We start from the raw sequence: 19,776 nt of genomic DNA, 5'->3' as shown, positions 1-19,776 counted from the left end.
TCAATCGGATTTCCCTTCTCGAAGGTACATTGCGATGCAAGCAATCCTCACATCCGGACCGAGCCTGACTTTGCCGGATAACTGGCAGAACGGCATGCTGATGCCGTCCAGCATCGGCAAGGACGGCACGACCGTCGCGCTGAACTATTCGTCGAGTACGACGATTCAGCCCAACACGATTCAGGTCACTGTCAGCAGTTTCACCAACTGCTACCTGTGGAACGCCGACCCCAATTCCGGCGGCTCGCAATATGGCGATTCCACCGCGCAATCGGCGACGGTCTATGTGGTGCCGGATCCGAAAAACCCGCAAGCCGGCACGGCAACATTCATGCTGGCAACCGCGCCAACAGCAGTGGCGGGCCAAACGATCGGCTTCGCGGCTCAAGCCAACGATGCCGGACAGGCAAAGCTCAACCCGAATTTCCTGTCAGGACCACTGACGCCGATCAATGAAGCATCCCTCAGCTTCAACATCGGCAGCAGTCTCATCCCTGCCTGGGATGGAACGAGCCCACGGCCTTCCGTGTCAGCCGTCACGCAGATCACAACCCAGGACCTGGCCAACACTTACGTGGGAATAGAAGTCATCATCCTCGCACGGGGCTTCTACGACGGCGACGACGCTTTCAAGACCTATGTCGATGTCTATGACGACAGCGGCGATACCTTGCTGACTCCACAAGCCTACCCCGTGGAGTACAACTACAACTCCTACACGGCATTTCGCCTTCCCATCGTGGATAGTTTTGGCTCCCTTTCCTTCACCTTCAAGCCCAAAGCACCCCAGAACAGCGGGCTTCTCCAGCAAGGCTATGTGGAGGTGATCGGCATGCTGGCAGACGCCGACCAGCAATCACCTGGCGTCTTCATTCTGAAAGCGCAAAAGCAGCCGGATGATCAAGCGCTTCCGGGCTCACCCAACATCGAACTGACGAACGGTCTTTGCCTGGAGCCGAGAGAACACGACACAAGCGCGACCATCTGGATCCCCAGTGATCCCGATGTGGCCCTCGTGTGCTATGCCCTGATGAATCAGGTGGGCGGCGGAGCGCCGGCGATGCTGGCGGCACAGCTTTCCGAGGACGCCGATATCGAACTCTACAACGGCCAGAAGCAGGTCAAATTTACCGTCCCTCTGGCGAACCTCAATGTCTGCGCAGCAACTACGGATCAGCACAACTGCGGAAAATGCGTGCCGTCCGATCTCAACAGCATCAGCTATCTCTATTTGAAGCGTGACAATATCGCTGGCTATTCGCAGACCGCATCGGCCTATCTCGACGCCGAGATCCTGAACGAGCCCGATCCACCGAATTCTGTCTATGCTTCCGTGGAGGTTTATCAAGGACAACTCGTCAATGGCCAGCTTGTCCCGATCGGCAATCCGCTTGTGCCGCCGACCGCAATCACGGTCGCCACGATCCTGCAGGGAGGGCTGGTCATCAGGATCAAGGATCCGTCTGTTGTCGGGAAAACGGTTCAGGGAAAGGTCTATCAGAATGGCCTCGCGACGGACCGCACCTACACACACGCCGCGACGAAAAGACGGGACCAATTCGACCTGTTGAAGACCCCGACTGTCGTGCCTTCGAATCCGGGTTATCTGGATATCCCCTGGCCGCAAAATGTGGTTGCCGGTTACGACTACGGCGCCGGCGTGATGGACGATGCCGGATTCTTCGTCGTCTATTGGGATTTGATAGACAACGTCGCGGTCGACTACTCCAATGTTTACCGGACCGTCCTCAACACCGCCTACCCCTATTGAGGCAGAGACGATCAGCCGCCGCGATGCAGCGGCTGATTTTTCTAGTCTGTAGCCCGCATGAGCGACAGCGATATTCGGGGACGACCTCATGGATCGAGAAGCGCCGACTTCTCTCGTGGCTTTTGAGTTGTCGCTCTTTCATTTGGAGGAACGCCGCAATGGAAAGGAAATCCGCGGCTGATCATGCCGGCCCCGATTTTACGCCTCCGATTCTGCCGCAGGCGAACCGGACCAATGTCATCGAACGCGGCCTTCCGGCGCGTGACGGCGACGGCGATCACATCGCCGTCCAGGTCGAGCGCGTCGTCAACCGCTTCATAGACGGCGACACCATCACCGTCTGTTTCGGCGGCCGCATGCGACAGCACATCGTCGATGCCCGGGCCGATCCGCCGCCTCACATTCCCTACACGTTCCGCTTCGCGGCCGACGATCTGCCGGACGGCAGATACGGCGTCTACTACAGAGTCCAGGAGCGGTCATGCTTCGGCGGTCTCTCATGCACGTCGCCGTCCGTGTCCGTGCTGGTCGTCAATTGCGCCGGTCGAACCGACATGCGGCTCGGCGAGATCGATCTGCAGCGAACGCTGTAAGGCGGATCGGGTTTCTCCGAACATACCCCAAACGTCATTGCGAGCGAAGCGAAGCAATCCAGTTTGAAGCGCCGCACGCGCGGCGTGGCCGTTCTGGATTGCCGCGCCGCTACGCGGCTCGCAATGACGGCAAGGCATCGTCGCGCGCAACCAGACCCGTCATTGTGAGCGAAGCGAAGCAATCCAGTCTGAAGCGCCGCACGCGCGGCGACGCCGTTCTGGATTGCCGCGCCGCTACAGGCGAGCGAAGCGACGCCGTTCTTCGAACGGCTATGGCTCGCAATGACGAATGAGTGAAGCGCAGCGCGCCATCGATATTCGATAACGAACATCCGTTTCACGCGCACGAAACCACGCAAAGCGAATCGAATAGCTCCAGCGCGCGCCCTGGCTATTGTGGATGTGAGGCACGACGAAACACACGACGTCGTTCGCGACCAGCGGAGACACTGCGATGACATCGAAGATACATGCGCAAACTCAAGCACGATCGAAAAGCGTGCAATGCATTCCCGATTCGCGCCTGATCCCGCCTGCGCTTCCACAAGCTGATGCAAATGGCGTCGTCGATGACTGGCGTTGGGGCCTGGATATGGAGGGCGACATCCTCGTCAATGTCGATCAGCTCGAGAACAATTTCACCAACCAGGATGTCATCACCGTCTATTTCGGCGACGCCCCGCCGCAACAGTGGATCATCGATCCAAATACCAACCCGCCGGATGGCCAGCCCTATCCCTTCTACTTCAAGGCCGGCGAACTGCCCGACGGACAATACAACGTCTTCTACACGGTCACGGAGACGCTCTCGGGCGGAAACGTGTTCTGTTCGCCGAACACACCCGTCACCATCGTCAACTCACCCGACAGGCAGGGTGTCGTCGTCGACCACATCGGCACGCCGACCATCAATCCCAACAACCAGCCTCCCAGCGGCACCGACGGCATCCAGGTGACCGTCTACGATGCGAACAATGTCGGGATTCCAAATGCGTGGGTCGCCTTCTACGGCCCGAGCGAGGCGACGATCGATCCGCCGGTCACACAGACGAATTCAAGCGGGCAAGCAAGCTGCAGCGTCACCTACCCCGACCAGGGAACGATCACCGTCGACATCTGGTGCGGCCGCAAATATCAGGACGCCAACCCGGTCTTCGGGCAGGCCTCGCTCTACCTGCTGCCGCTGAACCCTGTGGCCAACAACGCCTATGCCGACGGCACGCAGCAGAACCAGGCCAAGGCCACGCTCGAATATGCCAACGGCACGGTGGTCACCAATCCCAGCCAGCAGCAGAATGTGATCTTCACGCTGCCGCCTGACAAATCAGCCACCTTCCTCGACGGCTCAAAGCAAGCCACGATTCCGACCGTCGGCGGCTATGCCACCATCGCCTTCACCGACAGCAACGAGCTCGGCGAAAACGTCGATCTGAACGCGCAGTTGCAAAGCGGTCTCGCAAAGCCGCCTCCTGCGCTGCCTTTCACGTTCCAGGCAGTCTGGTCACTACCTTTGACGCCGGTCACCAACAATGCAGCGGCGGGCAGCGGGACACCCAACGTGGCGCAAGTGGGACTTGTCACGCGTGACGGTGCCGGTGTCACGAACGGCACGCGGATCCACTTCCAGCTCAACTCGACCTCATCGGCCAACTTTGTCGGTGGAGGAAAGGACACCATCGTCAAAACACTGAATGGCTATGCGCAGGCCTCCTTTGTCGACAGCAAGGCGGAGTTGGTGAGCGTCAGCGCCTGGCTCGAGACGTATCCCGATGTCCTGTCCACCCCTCCATCGCTGCCTTTCCAGTTCAAGAGCGGCCTGCCGCACACCATGCAGCTCTATGCCGCCATGGATTGGGCTTGGGGGGCCGTGCAAGGGGACGCGACGACGCAAAACCGCGCGCTCGTTTGCGTTACGGACGGCTCCGGTCAGGTGGACACGTCCTACACCGGCACCGTGGTCTTCACCCTGCCCGCTCAAAGCTCGGCATCCTTCCTGGACTCCAGCGATCCGAAGCGTAAGGAAGTGGCCGCCACTGCCGGATTCGCCGACGTATCTTTCACCAGCAGCGCTTACAATGGCGAAAAGGTCCTGTTGACCGCAACGTTGCAGGACGGATCAGCGGCCCCGGCCTCGCTGCCGTTCACATTCGTCGGTGAGTTCTGGCCGTATAACGTCAATCCGCCGGGCGCGGCCCCTGGCGTGGCGAATGGCTGGCCGGCATTGGTCGATGTTTTTTATGTGCCGTCCGACGTCGGCGGCAGCGACAGCAATCCCCATCTGCTCCGACTGACATTGGCCGCGACGAGCTCGGCCTACTTCGATCCGGCCAATACCGAGTTCACGGTCATCAATCCGAAATGCTGCCAGATCGTCAAGGATCCCTCTTACGATCCAAAGACCGTCTGGGTTCATGACACTAAAGCAGAACAGCTCGAGGTCGCTGCGACGCTCGTCGACGTGGCGGGGCAAGCTGCCACGGGCACCATAACGTTCTCGTCGTCATGACGACAGGACGAAGGCCTGTTCTGGGAATGTGAAGGCATCACGAAAAGAGCGGCAACGATCAGTTCGCCGAACCACAGATGGAGAAATATCGATGAAACGGCGGACATACCCCCACACGCAAGCTCAAACAAAGATCGGGAGCGTGAATTGCATTCCCGATCCACACCGGACCGCGCCGAAGATTCTGCAGGCGGACGGCAACAACGTCCTCGACAACTGGCGCTGGGGCCTGGATACGAACGGCGACATCGTCGTCAATGTCGACCAGATCAACAACAGTTTCACCACCGAAGACATTATCATCGTGTATTTCGGTGATGCCCCGCCGCAGAGCTGGGTGGTCGATCCCAACACCAACCCGCCCGACGACCAGCCCTATCCCTTCTATTTCAAAGCCGGCGAGTTGCCCGACGGACAATACAAAGTCTTCTACACAATCACGGAGACACTCTCGGGCGGAACCGTGTTCTGCTCACCTACGACGCCCGTCACCATCGTCAACTCACCTGACAGGCAGGGTGTCGTGGTCGACCACATCGGCACGCCGACAATCAATCCCAACAACGCCACGCCCGGCAGTCCCGACGGCATCCAGGTGACCGTCTATGACGCGAACGGCCAAGGGATTCCGAATGCATGGGTCGTCTTCTACGGCCCGAGCGAAGCGACGATCGATCCGCCGGTCACGCAGACGGATGCGAGCGGGCAGGCGAGCTGCAGCGTCACCTATCCTGACGACGGGACGATCACCATCGACATCTGGTGCGGCCGCAAATACCAGGACGCCAATCCGGTGTTCGGAGAGGCCTCGCAATATCTGCTGCTGCTGAGCCCGGTGACGAACAACGTCTATGCCGACGGCACGCAGCAGAACGCCGCCGAGGCGACGCTCGAAAATTCGAACGGCATGGTGGTCACCGATCCCGGCCAGCAGCAGAACGTGATCTTCACCCTGCCGTCCGACAAATCAGCGACCTTCCCCGGCGGCTCAAAGCAAGCCACGGTGAAGACGGTCGGCGGCTATGCCAGTATCGCCTTCACCGACAGCAACGAGTTCGGCGAAACCGTCAACCTGAACGCCCAGCTGCAAAGCGGGGACGCCGCGCCGCCTCCCCCACTCCCGTTCACCTTCAAGGCGGTCTGGTCACTGCCTTTGGCCTCGATCACCAACAATGCGCCGGCGGACGGCAGCACGCCGGATGTGGCACAGGTGGGGCCGGTCACCCGCGATGGCGCGACCGTTCCCGACAACACGATGATCGAATTCCAGCTCAACGCGTCCTCGTCGGCGAATTTTGTCGGCGGCGGGAAAACCACTGTCGTCGCAACATCGGGTGGATATGCGAAAGCCTCCTTCGTCGACAGCAAAGTCGAGACCGTCACCATCAGCGCGGTCCTGCAGCAGGATCAAAACGTCAAGGCGATCCCGCCCTCGCTGCCGTTCCAGTTCAGCACAAATCAAGGCGCGGGCTGGGTGCTGACGCCAGGCCATATTCCGGGAACGGCCGACCAGTCGGCGGCCCACGCCTGGGTCGACCTCACCCTCAATGGGGTCAACGCGCCGATCGGGACCAAGGTGAAGTTTCAACTCGAGAACCCCTCCGGGTTGTCGATTGGCTCCTCCGACGAGATCGTCGACCAGGGCAGCGGTTGGGTCACAGTGAAAGCGCAGTCCGAAGATGGCAAGACCAGAGCAGAATGCGGGGTCGGGTCGGTCACGTTTGCGTTCGGGATCGTCGACGTGTCGCTACCGGATGTGCCGAGCGTCACGCCCGTCAAGATCTCCGTGACTATCAGGAATCCTCCCGAGACGCGGGGCGGCGGGCGTTAAACGCCTTCCGACTCGGATGGTCGAGCGGGACCTGACCGTGACGAAATGACGACTGTGCCGACGTACACCACACAGCCGTCAGGTCCAAGCTGCACCGATGGAGAACATACCAATGGCACAGAAGAGACATGCGCAAGCCCAAGCACGATCCGACAGCGTGCAGTGCATTCCGGATCCGCACCGGACTGCACCTGCACTTCCACAAGCTGACGCAAACGGTGTCCTCGACGACTGGCGCTGGGGCCTGGACACGGACGGTGACATCATTGTCAACGTCGATCAGCTCGAGAACAGTTTCACGACCGAAGACGTCATCACCGTCTATTTCGGCGACGCCCCACCGCAAAGCTGGATGATCGATCCCAACACCAACCCGCCGGACGGCCAGCCCTATCCCTTCTACTTCAAAGCCGGCGAGCTGCCAGACGGACAGTACAAGGTCTTTTACACGATCACCGAGACGCTCTCGGGCGGAACGGTGTTCTGTTCGCCCACTACATCGGTCACGATCGTCAACTCTCCCGACAGGCAGGGTGTCGTTGTCGACCACATCGGCACGCCGACCATCAATCCCAACAACCAGCCTCCCGGCGGCACCGACGGCATCGAGGTCACCGTCTATGATGCGAACGGCCAAGGCATTCCGAATGCCTGGGTTGCCTTCTACGGCCCGAACGGGGCAACGATCGATCCGCCGATCACGCAAACGGATCCGAACGGGCAGGCGAGTTGCAGCGTCACCTACCCCGACCAGGGAACGATCACCGTCGACATCTGGTGCGGCCGCAAATATCAGGATGCCAACCCGACCTTCGGCCAGGCCTCGCTGTACCTGCTACTGCTGAGCCCTGTGACCAACAACGTCTATGCCGACGGCACGCAGCAGAACACTGCCGAAGCAACGCTCGAGAGCTCGAATGGCACGGTAGTCACCGATCCGGGCCAGCAACAGAACGTGATCTTCACTCTGCCAGCCGACAAATCGGCGACCTTTCCCGATGGCTCAAAGCAAGCCACCGTGGAGACGGTCGGCGGCTATGCCACCGTCGCCTTCACCGACGCCAACGAGTTCGGCGAGACCGTCAATCTGAACGCCCAGTTGCAAAGCGGCCTTGCAAAGCAGCCTCCTGCCCGGCCCTTCACCTTCAAGGCGGTCTGGTCGCTGCCTTTGACCCCGGTCGCCAACAATGCGGCAGCAGACGGCACGACGCCGGACGTGGCGCAGGTGGGACCGGTCACCCGCGACGGCGCCGTCGTCTCCGACGGCACAGCGATTCAGTTCAGCCTGAATCAGTCCTCATCGGCACAGTTCTTGACCGGCGGACAGACCACCGTCGTCGGAACATCGGGCGGATATGCGAAGGTTTCGTTCGTCGACAGCAAGGTCGAGACGGTGACCATCAGTGCCGCCCTGCAACAGGATCAAAACGTCAAGTCGATCCCGCCATCGCTGCCATTCCAGTTCACGGCCGCCCCCAGTTACGAGCTCACCTTCACCGACCCGCCGCTCGCAAACAACCAGGCCGCCGACGGAAGCACGCCGGACGAGGCGCAGGTCGTGGTCACCGACAATGGCGGTCGCCTCTCAGATCCCGTGGTGGTGACATTCGATTTCCTGAGCGGCTCGGCCACGTTCGTATTGACCGGGGACCCCAATATCCAGCCCGGCTCCACCGGCCAGACGCTCTATGTCCAGACACATTACGATTCAACCTTGGGCAAGGACATCGCCAACGCCTCCTTCACGGACACCAACGCAGAGGACGTCAAAGTCCAGGGCGCGCTGAAGGATTTTCCGAACTTCAACGACACTCAGGACTTCACGTTCGCATCCGTCTCGAGCACGATCTATCTGGTCACGGATATCGGAACCTATGTCAGCCTGGCGCCGGAGTATGGAACCTACGACTCGGGCCATATCGTTGCTTGCGACAAGGCGCAACCGGACGACCTCTGCAAGTTTACGGTCTCATCCCACACCGGCGGTCAAATCGCCGCTCAAGATGGCCTGAACCTGGACGTGGCGTCAAGCACGGTCAGTGATGATTTCGATGTGCCATACCTGATCGCCACGTCCGGATGGTCGCTGCAAGACGGCACATCGGGTTTTCGCATCAACTACGAGGATGGCGATTCGAAAGTCACCCTTCAGAACACCGGCCTGCAGAGCCTGCCGTATGTCTCGAGAACCCATACCCTTCAACTGGGTGGCATCAACGTGCTCGCGGCCGATCATACCAGCCCCGACAGCACGTGTTACTTCAAGATCATCAGAGTGCCGTCCTGAGCGTCGTTGAGGAACGGTGCGCGGGCTCATCGTTGCCGGGTTTGCTTACCCCCGCGTAGCCCGTAGGGCGAGTCGGAATCCGGCCATCCCGATCAGGGACGCATCGCCGTCCTAAGCGGGGTCCATAGGCGAGCGAAGCGACGCCGTTCTTCGAACGGCCATGGGGCGAGCGAAGCGACGCCGTTCTTCGAACGGCTATGGGGCGAGCGAAGCGACACCGTTCTTCGGACGGCCATGGCTCGCAATAATCAGCGCTCTCGCCTGTTGTCATGCTGAAAAGGACTGAAGCAAATAGCAAGTTCGTGTAAGACATCATCGTGATGGAATACGAACTTCGAAATGCGGGGCACGAGGGCGTCGCCGCCGCTCGTCCCGGACGGGCGCATCTGGTCAAAGCGTACGTCTTGGCGCCCCTGGAACTGACCTTGCGGCTTGCCCTGCGGCTCTGGCCTCAGCTCCTCTTGTTGGCACTGCTTGGCAGGCTGGTGAGCGATAGTCTGCTGTCGCTCTCGGTCAGCGTCGGGCTGGTCAACCGTCTCGCAGGACTGGGGGTGCTGTCGCTCGTCGTGCTGACGAAGCTCGTCGTCATCGTGCTGATGTTCCAGATCATCTGGGCAGTCATGCAGCCCTCCGACGAAGGCGTAGAGGAAGTGTCGCGTGCCGACGGGCCTGCGCGCGGCGGTCTGTCGGCCATGAGCCTGGGAACCGTCACCGCTCACGTCCTTGTTCCGTTTTTCGCGTATTACGCCGCCTGGGGATTCCTTGGCGATACGGTCCGCGAATATTCGCGGATCGCACTGAGCCGATTCAACCCGTTCGATGCGGATGCTCCGAAGGGCAGCATCCTCGACGTCCTCGACTCACGATGGCTCCTGCTCTCGGTCGCCTTGTCCTGGGCCGTGCGCTGGTTCGCCAAGTCGATGCGGAACCGGACGAAGGCTGCACCCTGGCAATTCGTGATCGTCGCCTGCGACACGAACTGGATCTTTATCGGTCTGTATGTTCTCAGCCGGTGGAAGGATCAGGTCTGGGAGTGGATCGGATCAGGGGGATTGTGGCAGCTCTGGCAATGGCTGCAGATCTGGATCGATCCGTTCGTGACGGCGGCGTGGGCCAGCTCCTTCGTGCCGGTCGAACAGGTGGAGCCAGGGCTTGTCGCGACGGCACGGAGCCTGTTCTTCTATGCGCTCTTGCCTGTCGTCTGGCTGGTGATGGCTGCGCTCATCTGCGGTTATGATCTCGCGACAACCTCCGCGATCGGGCGCCAGCGTCATATCGGCGGACTGTCGAAGCGCTATGCATCGTTGCCGCTCACCGCCCGCCGGTTCATCGATCATTTCGTCAGCGGCTATCGCTCCCGCTATCTGCCGGTGATCGAGACCGTGTGGCGGACACTGACCGCAAGTCCGCTTCTGTTGATCACGTTGATCGTCGGCTATCGGGCGCTCGATTGGACGGCGGCGTGGACGTGGCTTGCAATGAGCCGCCTGGTCGGCCCCCACGAGATCGGGCTGTGGCAGGTGATTGCCGATCTCCTTTCAGTGTTCATTGGCGGACCGGCCGAACCCGGAAGGGGCGTGATCTTCGAGGTTGTGCGGATCTGCTTCCTTGCAGCGATCGTCAAATGTGCGCTCTCGACATCGGAGCGCCGGGCATGAGTGAGCCGCTTTCCGGGGGAGACGATGAGAGCTATCGTGCGCTTCGATCCCCATTCCTTCAGATGCGTTGAGGTGACATGCCGCTGCTCAACATTTCTGGCCTGAGGCAAGGCCTCGCGACACGCATCGTCACTGGGATAGGCGGAGCGATTGCCGTGATCGTCTCGACCGGGTATGCGATCGTGGAAGCTGTTCCGAGCGCGCAGATCCCGCAAGTCGAGCCCAGCGCTCCCATCGCTGCGGGTGCCTGGCAGGTGGTGCCGTTGCAAGCGGCGATCCAGATGCGTCGGCCCGATGGCAACCCCGTGTCCAAGGGAACACGTGCGCTGGTCATCGAGCTTGATATGACGAACCAGACGGCATCATCGCGCAACGACTTTGCTTCCGTGCTGGCGGCGGAGCCGCTCGGCGCCAGGATGGAAGGCACGCCGACATTCTATCTCATGCGCGACAAGGCGATCCTGAGCACCTTGCACCCGAACATGACCGAACGTGTTGCAGCCATGTGGCCGCTGGCTGAAAATGCCGCCATCCCGACGCATGTTCGCCTGACCATCACGGCAAAGACCTACAAGCCGCGCGACAATCTCTATGGCGCGCCGGGATGGTTCAACCCGACGAAGGTTGCCACCGTGACGCTGCCGGTCACGGGATCGGATTGAGTCGCATGACCCGACCGTTTGCATATCTCATCGCCATCGCCGCCGCGGCCGGCCTGCTGCTTGCGATGCAGCGGTCAACGCCCGGTTATGCCGAACTGACGGGCCCAATTCCGGAGGCCGGCCGGATCGGCGACCTCATCGAGACGCGACGGTTCGACGTCACGCTGGAAACGGTCCGCTTTGCGCGACGCCTGCGTTTCACACGTTACGGGCGCACCCACGAGCGGGATACGACGGGCGTCTGGGCGGTGGTCACTGCCAGGCTCGCCGCGCGAGATGAGTCCGTCACCGTCAACGGCGCAACGTGGCGAGGCCCGACGGGGCTTCGCTATATCGCCAGCAGCCGCGCCGAGAACGCGCCAGGCGCGCTTCTCGGTCGCCGCTTCGAACCCGGCTTGCCGCCACAGCGCGGACTCATGATCTTCGAGATTCCTGCCGATCAGATCGCCGATGCGACCCTGCTCGTTTCCGAGACGAACTGGCCGCGGCTCGATTCAGAAGCGCACATATCGCTTTCGAGTGTGGCAACGGGAACGGCGGCGATCACCGACACGCTCGACGTGAATGGAATTCCGGATGACTGATCACGCATCAACCGACACGCCGACGGCCGCAATCGCCATGACGGGTCCCGCGGCCGTTCAAGACACGGCATCGCTTCGCTCGTCTATAGCCGGTCGAAGAACGGCGTCGCTTCGCTCACCTATGAGCGTCACAGAACGGCGGTGGCGACGACGTTCCTTGTGGGCGTTGCTCGTCGCCATTCCCCTTGTCGTCGCAGTCAAGGCGTATGACGACGCGCGTGAGTGGTGGCAATCGAGCGAGCTCATCGAGAGACCGGTGATGGCCGGCACCAGGGCGCAACTCGGCGGCGCGGAATGGCGGCTCGCGGATATCAGGCTCGCGGCCGAACGCCCTGATGGTTCGGCCGTCGCGTTGGTGCAGCTCGAGGCGGTTGTCGGCGAAGGTGGAATGACGACGCGTCTGCCGTGTAAACTTGTGCTGCGTGACGCGCAGGGCAGGCAATGGCTGCCGACCTTCCTTCCCGCGGCAGTCCGGTCGCCGGACGGAAAGCGGATAACGACCACAAGCTGCAACACCGTGATTTTGTCGAAGCCACAGCCGGGCGCGCAGTTCACCGTCACGGAAAGCTTCATCCTGCCGCGCGCCGCATTCGATGATGTCACCCCGACGCTCAGCGTCGCGGCAGAGCGGCCGATGTACCTGCGATTTTTGCGAAAGCGCTGAGCGAAGATCGCCGGCGGCAAGCGGCGCACGCCTAAAGTGGCGCACTCCGAATTCGTCAGTTCTTAACTATGGGGCATGGACTTGCCTGCAACTGTCTCAGGCGCGGCCCGTTGAGATGGCAGGCCGCTATCGACCCGACATATAATGGCCGCTGGACTTCGCATCGATCGTTGACGCGGTATGCACCACGTTCTTGTTCCGTCGGCGAGCAGCCCGCGACATTTGTGCAGGCGTCTCCTACAAGTTTGATGTCCCTTGCTGTGCCTTGCCGTTCAAGTAGGGAAGTACGATGGTGACAAAACTGCATTCCGCTTTCGCGCTCTCGATGCTCATGCTTGCGATCGGTACCGAGGCTGAGGCGCAGAGCAAAGACCGGCTCGTGCAATGCCGGATAGAGTCCGGCGGCAAGGTTGCGTTGAACGGCCCGTGCCGGTTCATGGCGGAGAGCGGCGGCTCGTTCGGGCTGGAGAACGCCGACCGCAACAAGCCGCTGCTCGGCGATATCCTGACGATGTCAGTCTCGATCATCTCACCTGACGCGGCTGAGGTGCGCGGTTTGACGCGCGCAGGTATCAACTCGCGCTGGGGCGAAGCACGTCGCGCGAAGAGTGACCCCGCCTGTTGGGATGGCTCCGATTTCCGGATATGCGCACGCTGAGCGTGCGTATATCCTTACGGCGTCTGCAATCCAGAGCTCTCGGTCATTTCCGAATGACATGGTCGCGACGGCGATTTTTAGAAGCGCTGAGCGATCCGCCCCGTCATCTGTTCATTTTGAACGTCACATCCAGCCAATCGAGAACGCGGCGATTCAACAGCGAACGGTTTTGCATTTCACAATGGTCGCCTGCGCCTTCGGCTGCGGTAAAGCGGGCGAGATCTTTCGGGCATTGCAGCCTCGCAAACAGAGCCTCGGTTCCGCTCGCCAGCGGATCGTTCTCGGCAGCAGTGAACAAGGTCGGGCAGCGGATCTTCTCGACCCATCCTTCCAGCGTGAAGTCCGCTGCTGCTCGGAAATAGTCCCGAAGATTGTCGACCCCGTGAACCCAGAAGCCGCGCTGCACGATGGCCCATCGCAGTTTCGGCTCGCTGTCGATGATTTTCTGCATCCGGTCGAAAACGCTCTGGTCCGCCGTGTCGAGGTGGTCGGCCTCCTGTGCGCTCAGCCCGAGTTTCATCGCGAAGCCGCGCAGGCCCGGAGCGATGCCTGGGCTTCCGGGATCGGCAATGCAGGCGGCGACCCGGGGTTCTCCCGCGACCGCGCGCGGCGCCAGGAAGCCACCGAGACTCCATCCGCTGAGAGCGATCCGGTCGGGATCGACGATGTCCATCGTCAGCGCACAGTCGACGACCGCGCGCACCACTGAATCCCAGTCCGCGCGAAGGCGGATGCCATGCTCGATCAGCATCTCGCCCTGTCCCGGACCGTCGAAGATCAGGCAATGGTATCCCCGCCCACAGGCGGCCACGGCCGAGGCGAAATACATCTCGGTGACTGTCGCATCATAGCCGTTGGTCAGGATGATCAACGGACGGCGCTCGGTCACCAAGCCGTCGGCCGGGATGAGATAGGCTGGCAGGCTCGTGCCCTCGAAAGGGATCCGCAGCGGGGTGACCGGACTGGGACGCAGTGCCAAGCCCTTGTCGAAGGCGGCCATTTGCTTCCGGAATGCGGAGACCAGCCGACCATCCACCGGTTCACCGTAAAGGGGATGATACGAAGTCGCATAAAAGCTGCTGGCGCGCAGGTAGAGTTCGCATGCGCTGAAACGCGACTCACGGCTGAGTGCAGCCGTTGCCTCGGCCGCGAGCCGGTCGCCGGCTGCGACCCAGGCATCTAAATAGGCCGTGTCGCCACCCGTGCCTACGGCATCCGCAATGGCGATGATCTCGCCGACATCGGCGCCGCCATACGCAGTATAGCCGAGCGGCCATGTCCCGAACTCCTCGTGCAGGTCGTTTCTGAAGAATCGTGCCATGTTCTGCGAGTCCGGACCTCTCGGCCGTTTCCGACTGATATGGTCGCAACGGCGCGCCTTGTCATCGCCCCACGCCAGGACACAGCGCAAGGAACCGGTCGAAGAACGGTTCTATGCTTTACGTGAGATCTATATCGCGCCGAGAAATGCTGGCATATCGCTGGGCCGTCATCGATATGTCCGAGAACTCGCATGAAACGTGGTTTGCATGATGTCGTCCAGCCGCTGACGGCCATTCTCGGAAAATTCTGGGCGGTTTCGCGGGGGACCATCGCGCTGGTCGCGATCGTGGTCTTCCTTTCTTCGATCGCCTCGGTCAGCGCGCCGTATGTGTTCTCGCGCCTCATCGACCGACTGAGCAGCGACTCGTGGGACATCGCCGCCTATGCCTTCGCCATTTATGCGATCCTGCTCGGAGCGTCCGTCGCGCTTCAGCACGCAGCGCTGTACCTGTCGTTCATCAGTTCAGAGAATCTCGGCTTCATTGCCGGAACGGCGTTCTTTGAGCGGCTGGTGAAAAAGCAGATCACCTTCTTCATCGACCACAATCCGTCGGAGATTCAAAGTGCGCAAGCCAGCGGCCAGCAGGCCCTGAACATTATCGTCCAGCTTGGCCTCATTGTTCTTATTCCCGGTCTCACGCAGATCGTGCTTTCCCTGGTCGTTCTCGGAGCGATCATCAGCCCGACAGTCGTCGCAATCGTCTTCGTGTACGGCGCCGTGTTCATCGCGCTCACCTATTTCGCCAACAAATGGTCCCGCCCCTATCTCGATGCAGCAATTGCCGCAACGCAGGAGAATGCCAAGTTTGTCGGCAATGCCATCAACGCGATGGAGACACTGCGGCAGTTCGGCGCAGATCGATGGATGAGCGAGCGCTTTTCCGCAAAGGCGCGCGAAGTCTTTGAGAACTGGCGGACCTTTTGCCTCCAGCGCATCGTCTACGCCGGCATTTTCGGGCTTGCCTTGGCAGTCCAGTTCACGATCACGTTCGCGCTTCTCTTGCCCCGCTATCGGGCCGGCACGCTGAGCCTCGGCGATATCGTCCTGTTCAACGGCCTGTTGCTGCAGCTCAATCACCCCTTCGAGATGATCGGCCGCGCGATCGACGATGTCGTACGCTCCTATTCACGCCTTCTGCCTTTCGCCAGGATGTGGTCAGCACCTGAAGAAGCCGACGCGCCGATCGATCGTCGCCTTGACCTCGTGCAGGGAACCTTAAGATTCGATCACGTGACCTTCGCCTATGAGGGCGCGCGCGGTATCAGCGACTTGACGCTCGAAGCGAAGCGCGGGCGGATCACATTCATCACCGGCGAGACCGGGGCAGGAAAATCAACGCTATTCCGCCTCGCCCTGAAGTCTATCGAACCGCAAGCGGGCCGCATCACGGTCGATGACATCGACCTTCGCGACATCTCGCGGGCCGAGTGGTTTACCCGGATCGGTGTCGTCCCGCAGGACGTGATGCTCCTTAATGATTCACTTGCGACGAATATTGTACTGGGTCGCGAGCTGGACGCGCAGCGGCTGCGCAGGGCAACGGAAAGGGCCGCAATCCTGGATTTCATCCAGGGATTGCCGGAGGGCTTTGACACCAGGGTCGGGGAACGCGGGCTGAAGCTGTCAGGCGGCGAGCGGCAACGGATCGCCATCGCCCGGGCGCTGTATGCGGATCCGGAAATCCTCTTCCTCGACGAGGCGAGCTCCGCGCTCGATGATACGACCGAGCGCGAGATCATGGACAATGTCCGCGCATTGGCTGCGGAAGTCACTGTCGTTGCGATCACGCATCGGACCGGCGTGATCCGATCGGAGGACATGATCATTCGTCTGGCAAGCGGCCAGGCAGCGAGGCAACCGCGCGCCAACCCGCTCACTGCAGTCGGAACGTGAACGCGGCAAGAGCGGTGGCCCGATCGTGCGGCCTGCTCTCCGCATCAGCGCCGGCCGCGGTGGCCCGCTCCACTGACATCACCGCGCGAGCAACGTCATCACCCGCCGGATGAGCCGGTCGTCGTCATTGATCTGGTCGGTCAAGAGGCGAAACCAGCTGAAGCCGACCCATAGCTGCACGCGATCCGCGATCTCGGATTTGCGCAACTCGCCGCGCGCCGCAGCGCGTTCGAACAACGTCCGGACCGGCTCCAGTCGTTCCGGCAGGAACTTCGTGCGCAAGGCGTCGAGCGCGGCCTCGCTGCCCTGTGCCTCGGCGATAAGTCCCTTGAAGGTGCTGCCGGCCGGATGGTCGCGCCAGAAGCGCCAGAGATCAGCCGTGTAATGGGTAAGATCACGGGCCAGATCACCGTGATCGGGCAGAACGACCGTCGCGCTTTTTTCCGCGCCGTAGATCGCAATAAACAGATCGGCCTTGGTCGGCCACCAGCGATAGATCGTCGGTTTGCCGGCACCCGCCCGTCGCGCGACTTCCTCGATCGAAAAGCCCGCGTATCCCTTCTCCAGCAGCAGCTGTCGGGCCGCCTGAAGGACGGCTGCCTCGGATTCCGGATTGCGCCGCGCCCCGATAGAGGTGCGACGGATCGACATGGATTTCGGGGTAACGGACACGTGAGGCTCCTTTGCCAGGCACCCCTTGAAATAACGAAACGGCTCGTTTAAATCAAGCCATAACGAAACGGCTCGTTTCGTTCCATTGAGGCCACTCGGTTCGGATCGCCTCGGGTGCGATCAACCGAAAGAAAGGAGTCCCGAATGCAACAGGCCGAAACGGTGTCGGCGCAACCTGACGCCAAGCCAACGGATCACGCTCATAAGAGGAGAATGACCGGAATGTGGAAATCAATAATGATGCCGATGCTCACGTTCATTGTCCTGATCCCGGCGGCCTTGCGGTCGTCGGACGCGCAGGCACAGTCCCACATGATCGACAAAAATCGCGCCGCCCTCGTCTTCGTCGAGTTTCAGGACGAGTGGATCGGCCAGAACCCCGTCCTTACGAATGAGCTCGTCAAGGACAAGCAGGGCATGGTGCGTGCCACAACCGCTGCAGCCAACGTGCTCGAGGCGGCTCGGGTCAGCGGATGGAACGTGGTTCATGCGCCGCTCGATCTCAGCAACGATCCGAACTACTTGCTCTTCGGGCGCGGCGAAGAAAAGCTGGGCTTGCGTGCAGCGATCCCGCGACTCAAGACCTGGCAGGCGAGCGGATCGCGCTTCGTTGCGCCGTTCGTGCCGCGCGAGAACGAATTCGTCCTGCGTGGCCGTTCCGGTGCGAGCGTGCTCACCAATTCGACGCTCGACGCCTATCTGCGAAACAACGGTATCGACACCATCATCCTGATGGGTTTTGCGACCCACGTCTGCATCGAGTCGACGCTGCGGCAGGCCCACGACATGGGCTACAACGTCTACGTCGTCAGCGACGGCGTCGCGTCCTTCGAACCCGAGCAGCAAGCCTATTTCGAACGACACGTGCTTCACCACTTTGGCGAAGGGATCGCGTCCAAGAAGTTGATCGCTCAAATGCGTGACGGCGCGGCTCGTGTCGGCAACTGAAGACCCAGGAGCCGGGATCCCATCGGTCCCGGCTCTTTCGTGGCGTTAACCGCAGACACTCAGCCTTCAATCGGTCCACGTCCGCGGAAATGTTTTGAATCGATCTTTCAAAGATACTGTCCGCGCGCCGAAGTCCTTTGTTGATCGGCGGGCCACCATACTCGTTCGTTGATGCCGATCGAATAGCGGCTTCGCGCGCTGCGCACCGGTGTGGGGATGCTGGAACTCCTTCGGGACTGCAGGGTTTCCCGGGATCCAGACGGAAGATAATCAATGGCGTCGTCCGAGTCAGTGCAGAAACTCTCTCTTTTCGCTCTGACTGCGATGGTGGTTGGCTCAATGGTCGGCGCGGGCATTTTCTCTCTGCCGCGCACCTTCGGCATCGCAACCGGTCCTTTCGGCGCGATCATCGCCTGGATCGTCGCAGGGACGGGCATGTACCTGCTCGCGCGGATATTCCAGACGCTGGCCGAGCGCAGGCCAGATCTCGATGCCGGCGTGTTCGCTTATGCGAGAGCCGGCTTCGGCGACTATCCGGGCTTCCTGTCGGCATTCGGGTACTGGATCGGCAGCTGCATCGGTAACGTCTCCTACTGGGTGCTGATCAAGTCGACCCTCGGCGCGTTCTTTCCTGTCTTCGGCGACGGCAACACGCTCATTGCAATCGTCGTCGCCTCCATAGGCATCTGGCTCTTCCATTTCATGATCCTGCGCGGAGTGCAGCAGGCCGCGTTCATCAATGCGATCGTGACGGTCGCGAAAATCGTCCCCATCCTGGTCTTCATCGCCATCCTGATCTTCGCCTTCAAGGCCGATCTTTTCCGCGCGAATTTTTGGGGTGGCGAGGGCATGCCGGAAACAAGCCTTTTCGAACAGGTCCGAGCGACGATGCTCGTCGCCGTGTTCGTATTCCTCGGCATCGAAGGCGCCAGTGTCTATTCGCGCTACGCGCGAGAGCGCTCGCACGTGGGCGTCGCGACCATTGCCGGGTTTCTCGGCGTGACGACCCTGATGGTGCTGGTCACCCTCCTGCCCTATGCCGTCCTGGAGCGCGCCGACATCGCCGAAATGCGGCAGCCATCCATGGCGGCGGTGCTCGAGGCGGTTGTCGGGCACTGGGGTGCGGTTTTTGTCAGTATCGGGCTGATGGTGTCGGTCCTCGGCGCCTACCTCGCCTGGTCGCTGATCTGTGCAGAGGTGCTCTCTGCGGCGGCCCGGTCGGAGGACATGCCGAAGGTTTTCGCCACCGAGAACGCCAACAAGGTGCCGGCCGCAGCACTGTGGGCGACCAACATCATCGTGCAGCTCTTCGTCATCAGCACCTATTGGTCGAACGATGCGTTCGCGCTCATGCTCAACCTGACCAGCGTCATGTCGCTGATCCCCTTCTTGCTGGTGGCCGCATACGGCGCCTTGATCGCCAACCGGGGAGAGACCTACGAGGTGCGCCCGCAGGAACGTAGACGCGATGTCATCATCACCGGCATCGCAGTCATCTACACGCTCTGGCTCATATTTGCCGGAGGCCTGAAGTTCCTGCTGCTTTCGGCGATCCTCTACGGGCCTGGGACACTGCTGTATTTCTGGGCGCGCGGTGAGCAGGGAAGGAGCGTGCTCTTCACGCGGCCGGTCGATTGGGGACTGTTCATCGCCGCAGTCCTCGGATGTGTGCTCGGCATTGCCGGGCTCGCAAGCGGTTACATTACAATTTAGGGAACGGAGACC

15 protein-coding genes are annotated in these 19,776 nt (G+C 61.1%); 13 read left to right on the top strand and 2 right to left on the bottom strand.

Annotated features, from left to right (window positions below):
- Positions 1–34 precede the first annotated feature (34 nt).
- From RCO31_RS21285 to RCO31_RS21240, 10 genes are all read left to right on the top strand, one after another.
- Positions 35–1,771: a hypothetical protein gene (locus RCO31_RS21285; RefSeq protein WP_308970492.1), complete on the top strand. Its 1,737-nt coding sequence runs from the start codon at positions 35–37 to the stop codon at positions 1,769–1,771.
- 158 nt (positions 1,772–1,929) lie between these two features.
- Entirely contained in the window at positions 1,930–2,364 is a 435-nt protein-coding gene (locus RCO31_RS21280) for a hypothetical protein (RefSeq protein ID WP_308970490.1), read from the top strand.
- Between the two features lie 454 nt (positions 2,365–2,818).
- Positions 2,819–4,870 (top strand): Ig-like domain-containing protein, encoded by a 2,052-nt coding sequence (locus RCO31_RS21275; RefSeq protein WP_308970489.1) that lies wholly within the window; start codon positions 2,819–2,821, stop codon positions 4,868–4,870.
- A gap of 91 nt (positions 4,871–4,961) precedes the next feature.
- A complete protein-coding gene (locus RCO31_RS21270; RefSeq protein ID WP_308970488.1) occupies positions 4,962–6,701 on the top strand; it encodes an Ig-like domain-containing protein in 1,740 nt (579 codons plus the stop codon).
- 112 nt (positions 6,702–6,813) lie between these two features.
- A complete protein-coding gene (locus RCO31_RS21265) occupies positions 6,814–8,988 on the top strand; it encodes an Ig-like domain-containing protein (protein WP_308970487.1) in 2,175 nt (724 codons plus the stop codon).
- 317 nt (positions 8,989–9,305) lie between these two features.
- On the top strand, positions 9,306–10,646 hold the full coding sequence (locus RCO31_RS21260) for a hypothetical protein (RefSeq protein ID WP_308970486.1): 1,341 nt from the start codon (positions 9,306–9,308) through the stop codon (positions 10,644–10,646).
- A 77-nt stretch (positions 10,647–10,723) separates the two neighbouring features.
- Positions 10,724–11,308, top strand: a complete 585-nt coding sequence (locus RCO31_RS21255) for a hypothetical protein (protein ID WP_308970485.1) — start codon at positions 10,724–10,726, stop codon at positions 11,306–11,308.
- Between the two features lie 5 nt (positions 11,309–11,313).
- Positions 11,314–11,892, top strand: a complete 579-nt coding sequence (locus RCO31_RS21250; RefSeq protein WP_308970484.1) for a hypothetical protein — start codon at positions 11,314–11,316, stop codon at positions 11,890–11,892.
- A 157-nt stretch (positions 11,893–12,049) separates the two neighbouring features.
- On the top strand, positions 12,050–12,556 hold the full coding sequence (locus RCO31_RS21245) for a hypothetical protein (RefSeq protein ID WP_308970483.1): 507 nt from the start codon (positions 12,050–12,052) through the stop codon (positions 12,554–12,556).
- Positions 12,557–12,845: 289 nt separating this feature from the next.
- A complete protein-coding gene (locus tag RCO31_RS21240) occupies positions 12,846–13,214 on the top strand; it encodes a hypothetical protein (RefSeq protein ID WP_308970482.1) in 369 nt (122 codons plus the stop codon).
- Positions 13,215–13,317: 103 nt separating this feature from the next.
- On the opposite strand, the gene RCO31_RS21235 is transcribed toward RCO31_RS21240, so the two are convergent.
- A complete protein-coding gene (locus RCO31_RS21235; RefSeq protein ID WP_308970481.1) occupies positions 13,318–14,535 on the bottom strand; it encodes an alpha/beta hydrolase in 1,218 nt (405 codons plus the stop codon).
- A gap of 192 nt (positions 14,536–14,727) precedes the next feature.
- Here RCO31_RS21235 and RCO31_RS21230 point away from each other — a divergent pair, with 192 nt between their 5' ends.
- On the top strand, positions 14,728–16,431 hold the full coding sequence (locus RCO31_RS21230; protein ID WP_308970480.1) for an ABC transporter ATP-binding protein: 1,704 nt from the start codon (positions 14,728–14,730) through the stop codon (positions 16,429–16,431).
- Positions 16,432–16,509: 78 nt separating this feature from the next.
- Here the strand turns inward: RCO31_RS21230 and RCO31_RS21225 are convergent, their stop codons facing one another.
- Positions 16,510–17,103: a TetR/AcrR family transcriptional regulator gene (locus tag RCO31_RS21225; protein ID WP_308970478.1), complete on the bottom strand. Its 594-nt coding sequence runs from the start codon at positions 17,101–17,103 to the stop codon at positions 16,510–16,512.
- A gap of 237 nt (positions 17,104–17,340) precedes the next feature.
- Here RCO31_RS21225 and RCO31_RS21220 point away from each other — a divergent pair, with 237 nt between their 5' ends.
- Together RCO31_RS21220 and RCO31_RS21215 are read left to right on the top strand one after the other, a co-directional pair.
- Positions 17,341–18,051, top strand: coding sequence for a cysteine hydrolase (locus RCO31_RS21220; RefSeq protein WP_308970477.1), 711 nt, complete (start codon positions 17,341–17,343; stop codon positions 18,049–18,051).
- A gap of 273 nt (positions 18,052–18,324) precedes the next feature.
- On the top strand, positions 18,325–19,764 hold the full coding sequence (locus RCO31_RS21215; RefSeq protein ID WP_308970476.1) for a basic amino acid/polyamine antiporter: 1,440 nt from the start codon (positions 18,325–18,327) through the stop codon (positions 19,762–19,764).
- Positions 19,765–19,776: the final 12 nt, after the last annotated feature.

The organism is Bradyrhizobium sp. LHD-71 (assembly GCF_031157255.1).
Classification (GTDB): Bacteria; Pseudomonadota; Alphaproteobacteria; order Rhizobiales; family Xanthobacteraceae; genus P52-10.
Note: the sequence above shows the minus strand (reverse complement) of the source record. Positions and strands in the feature narration are given on the sequence as shown.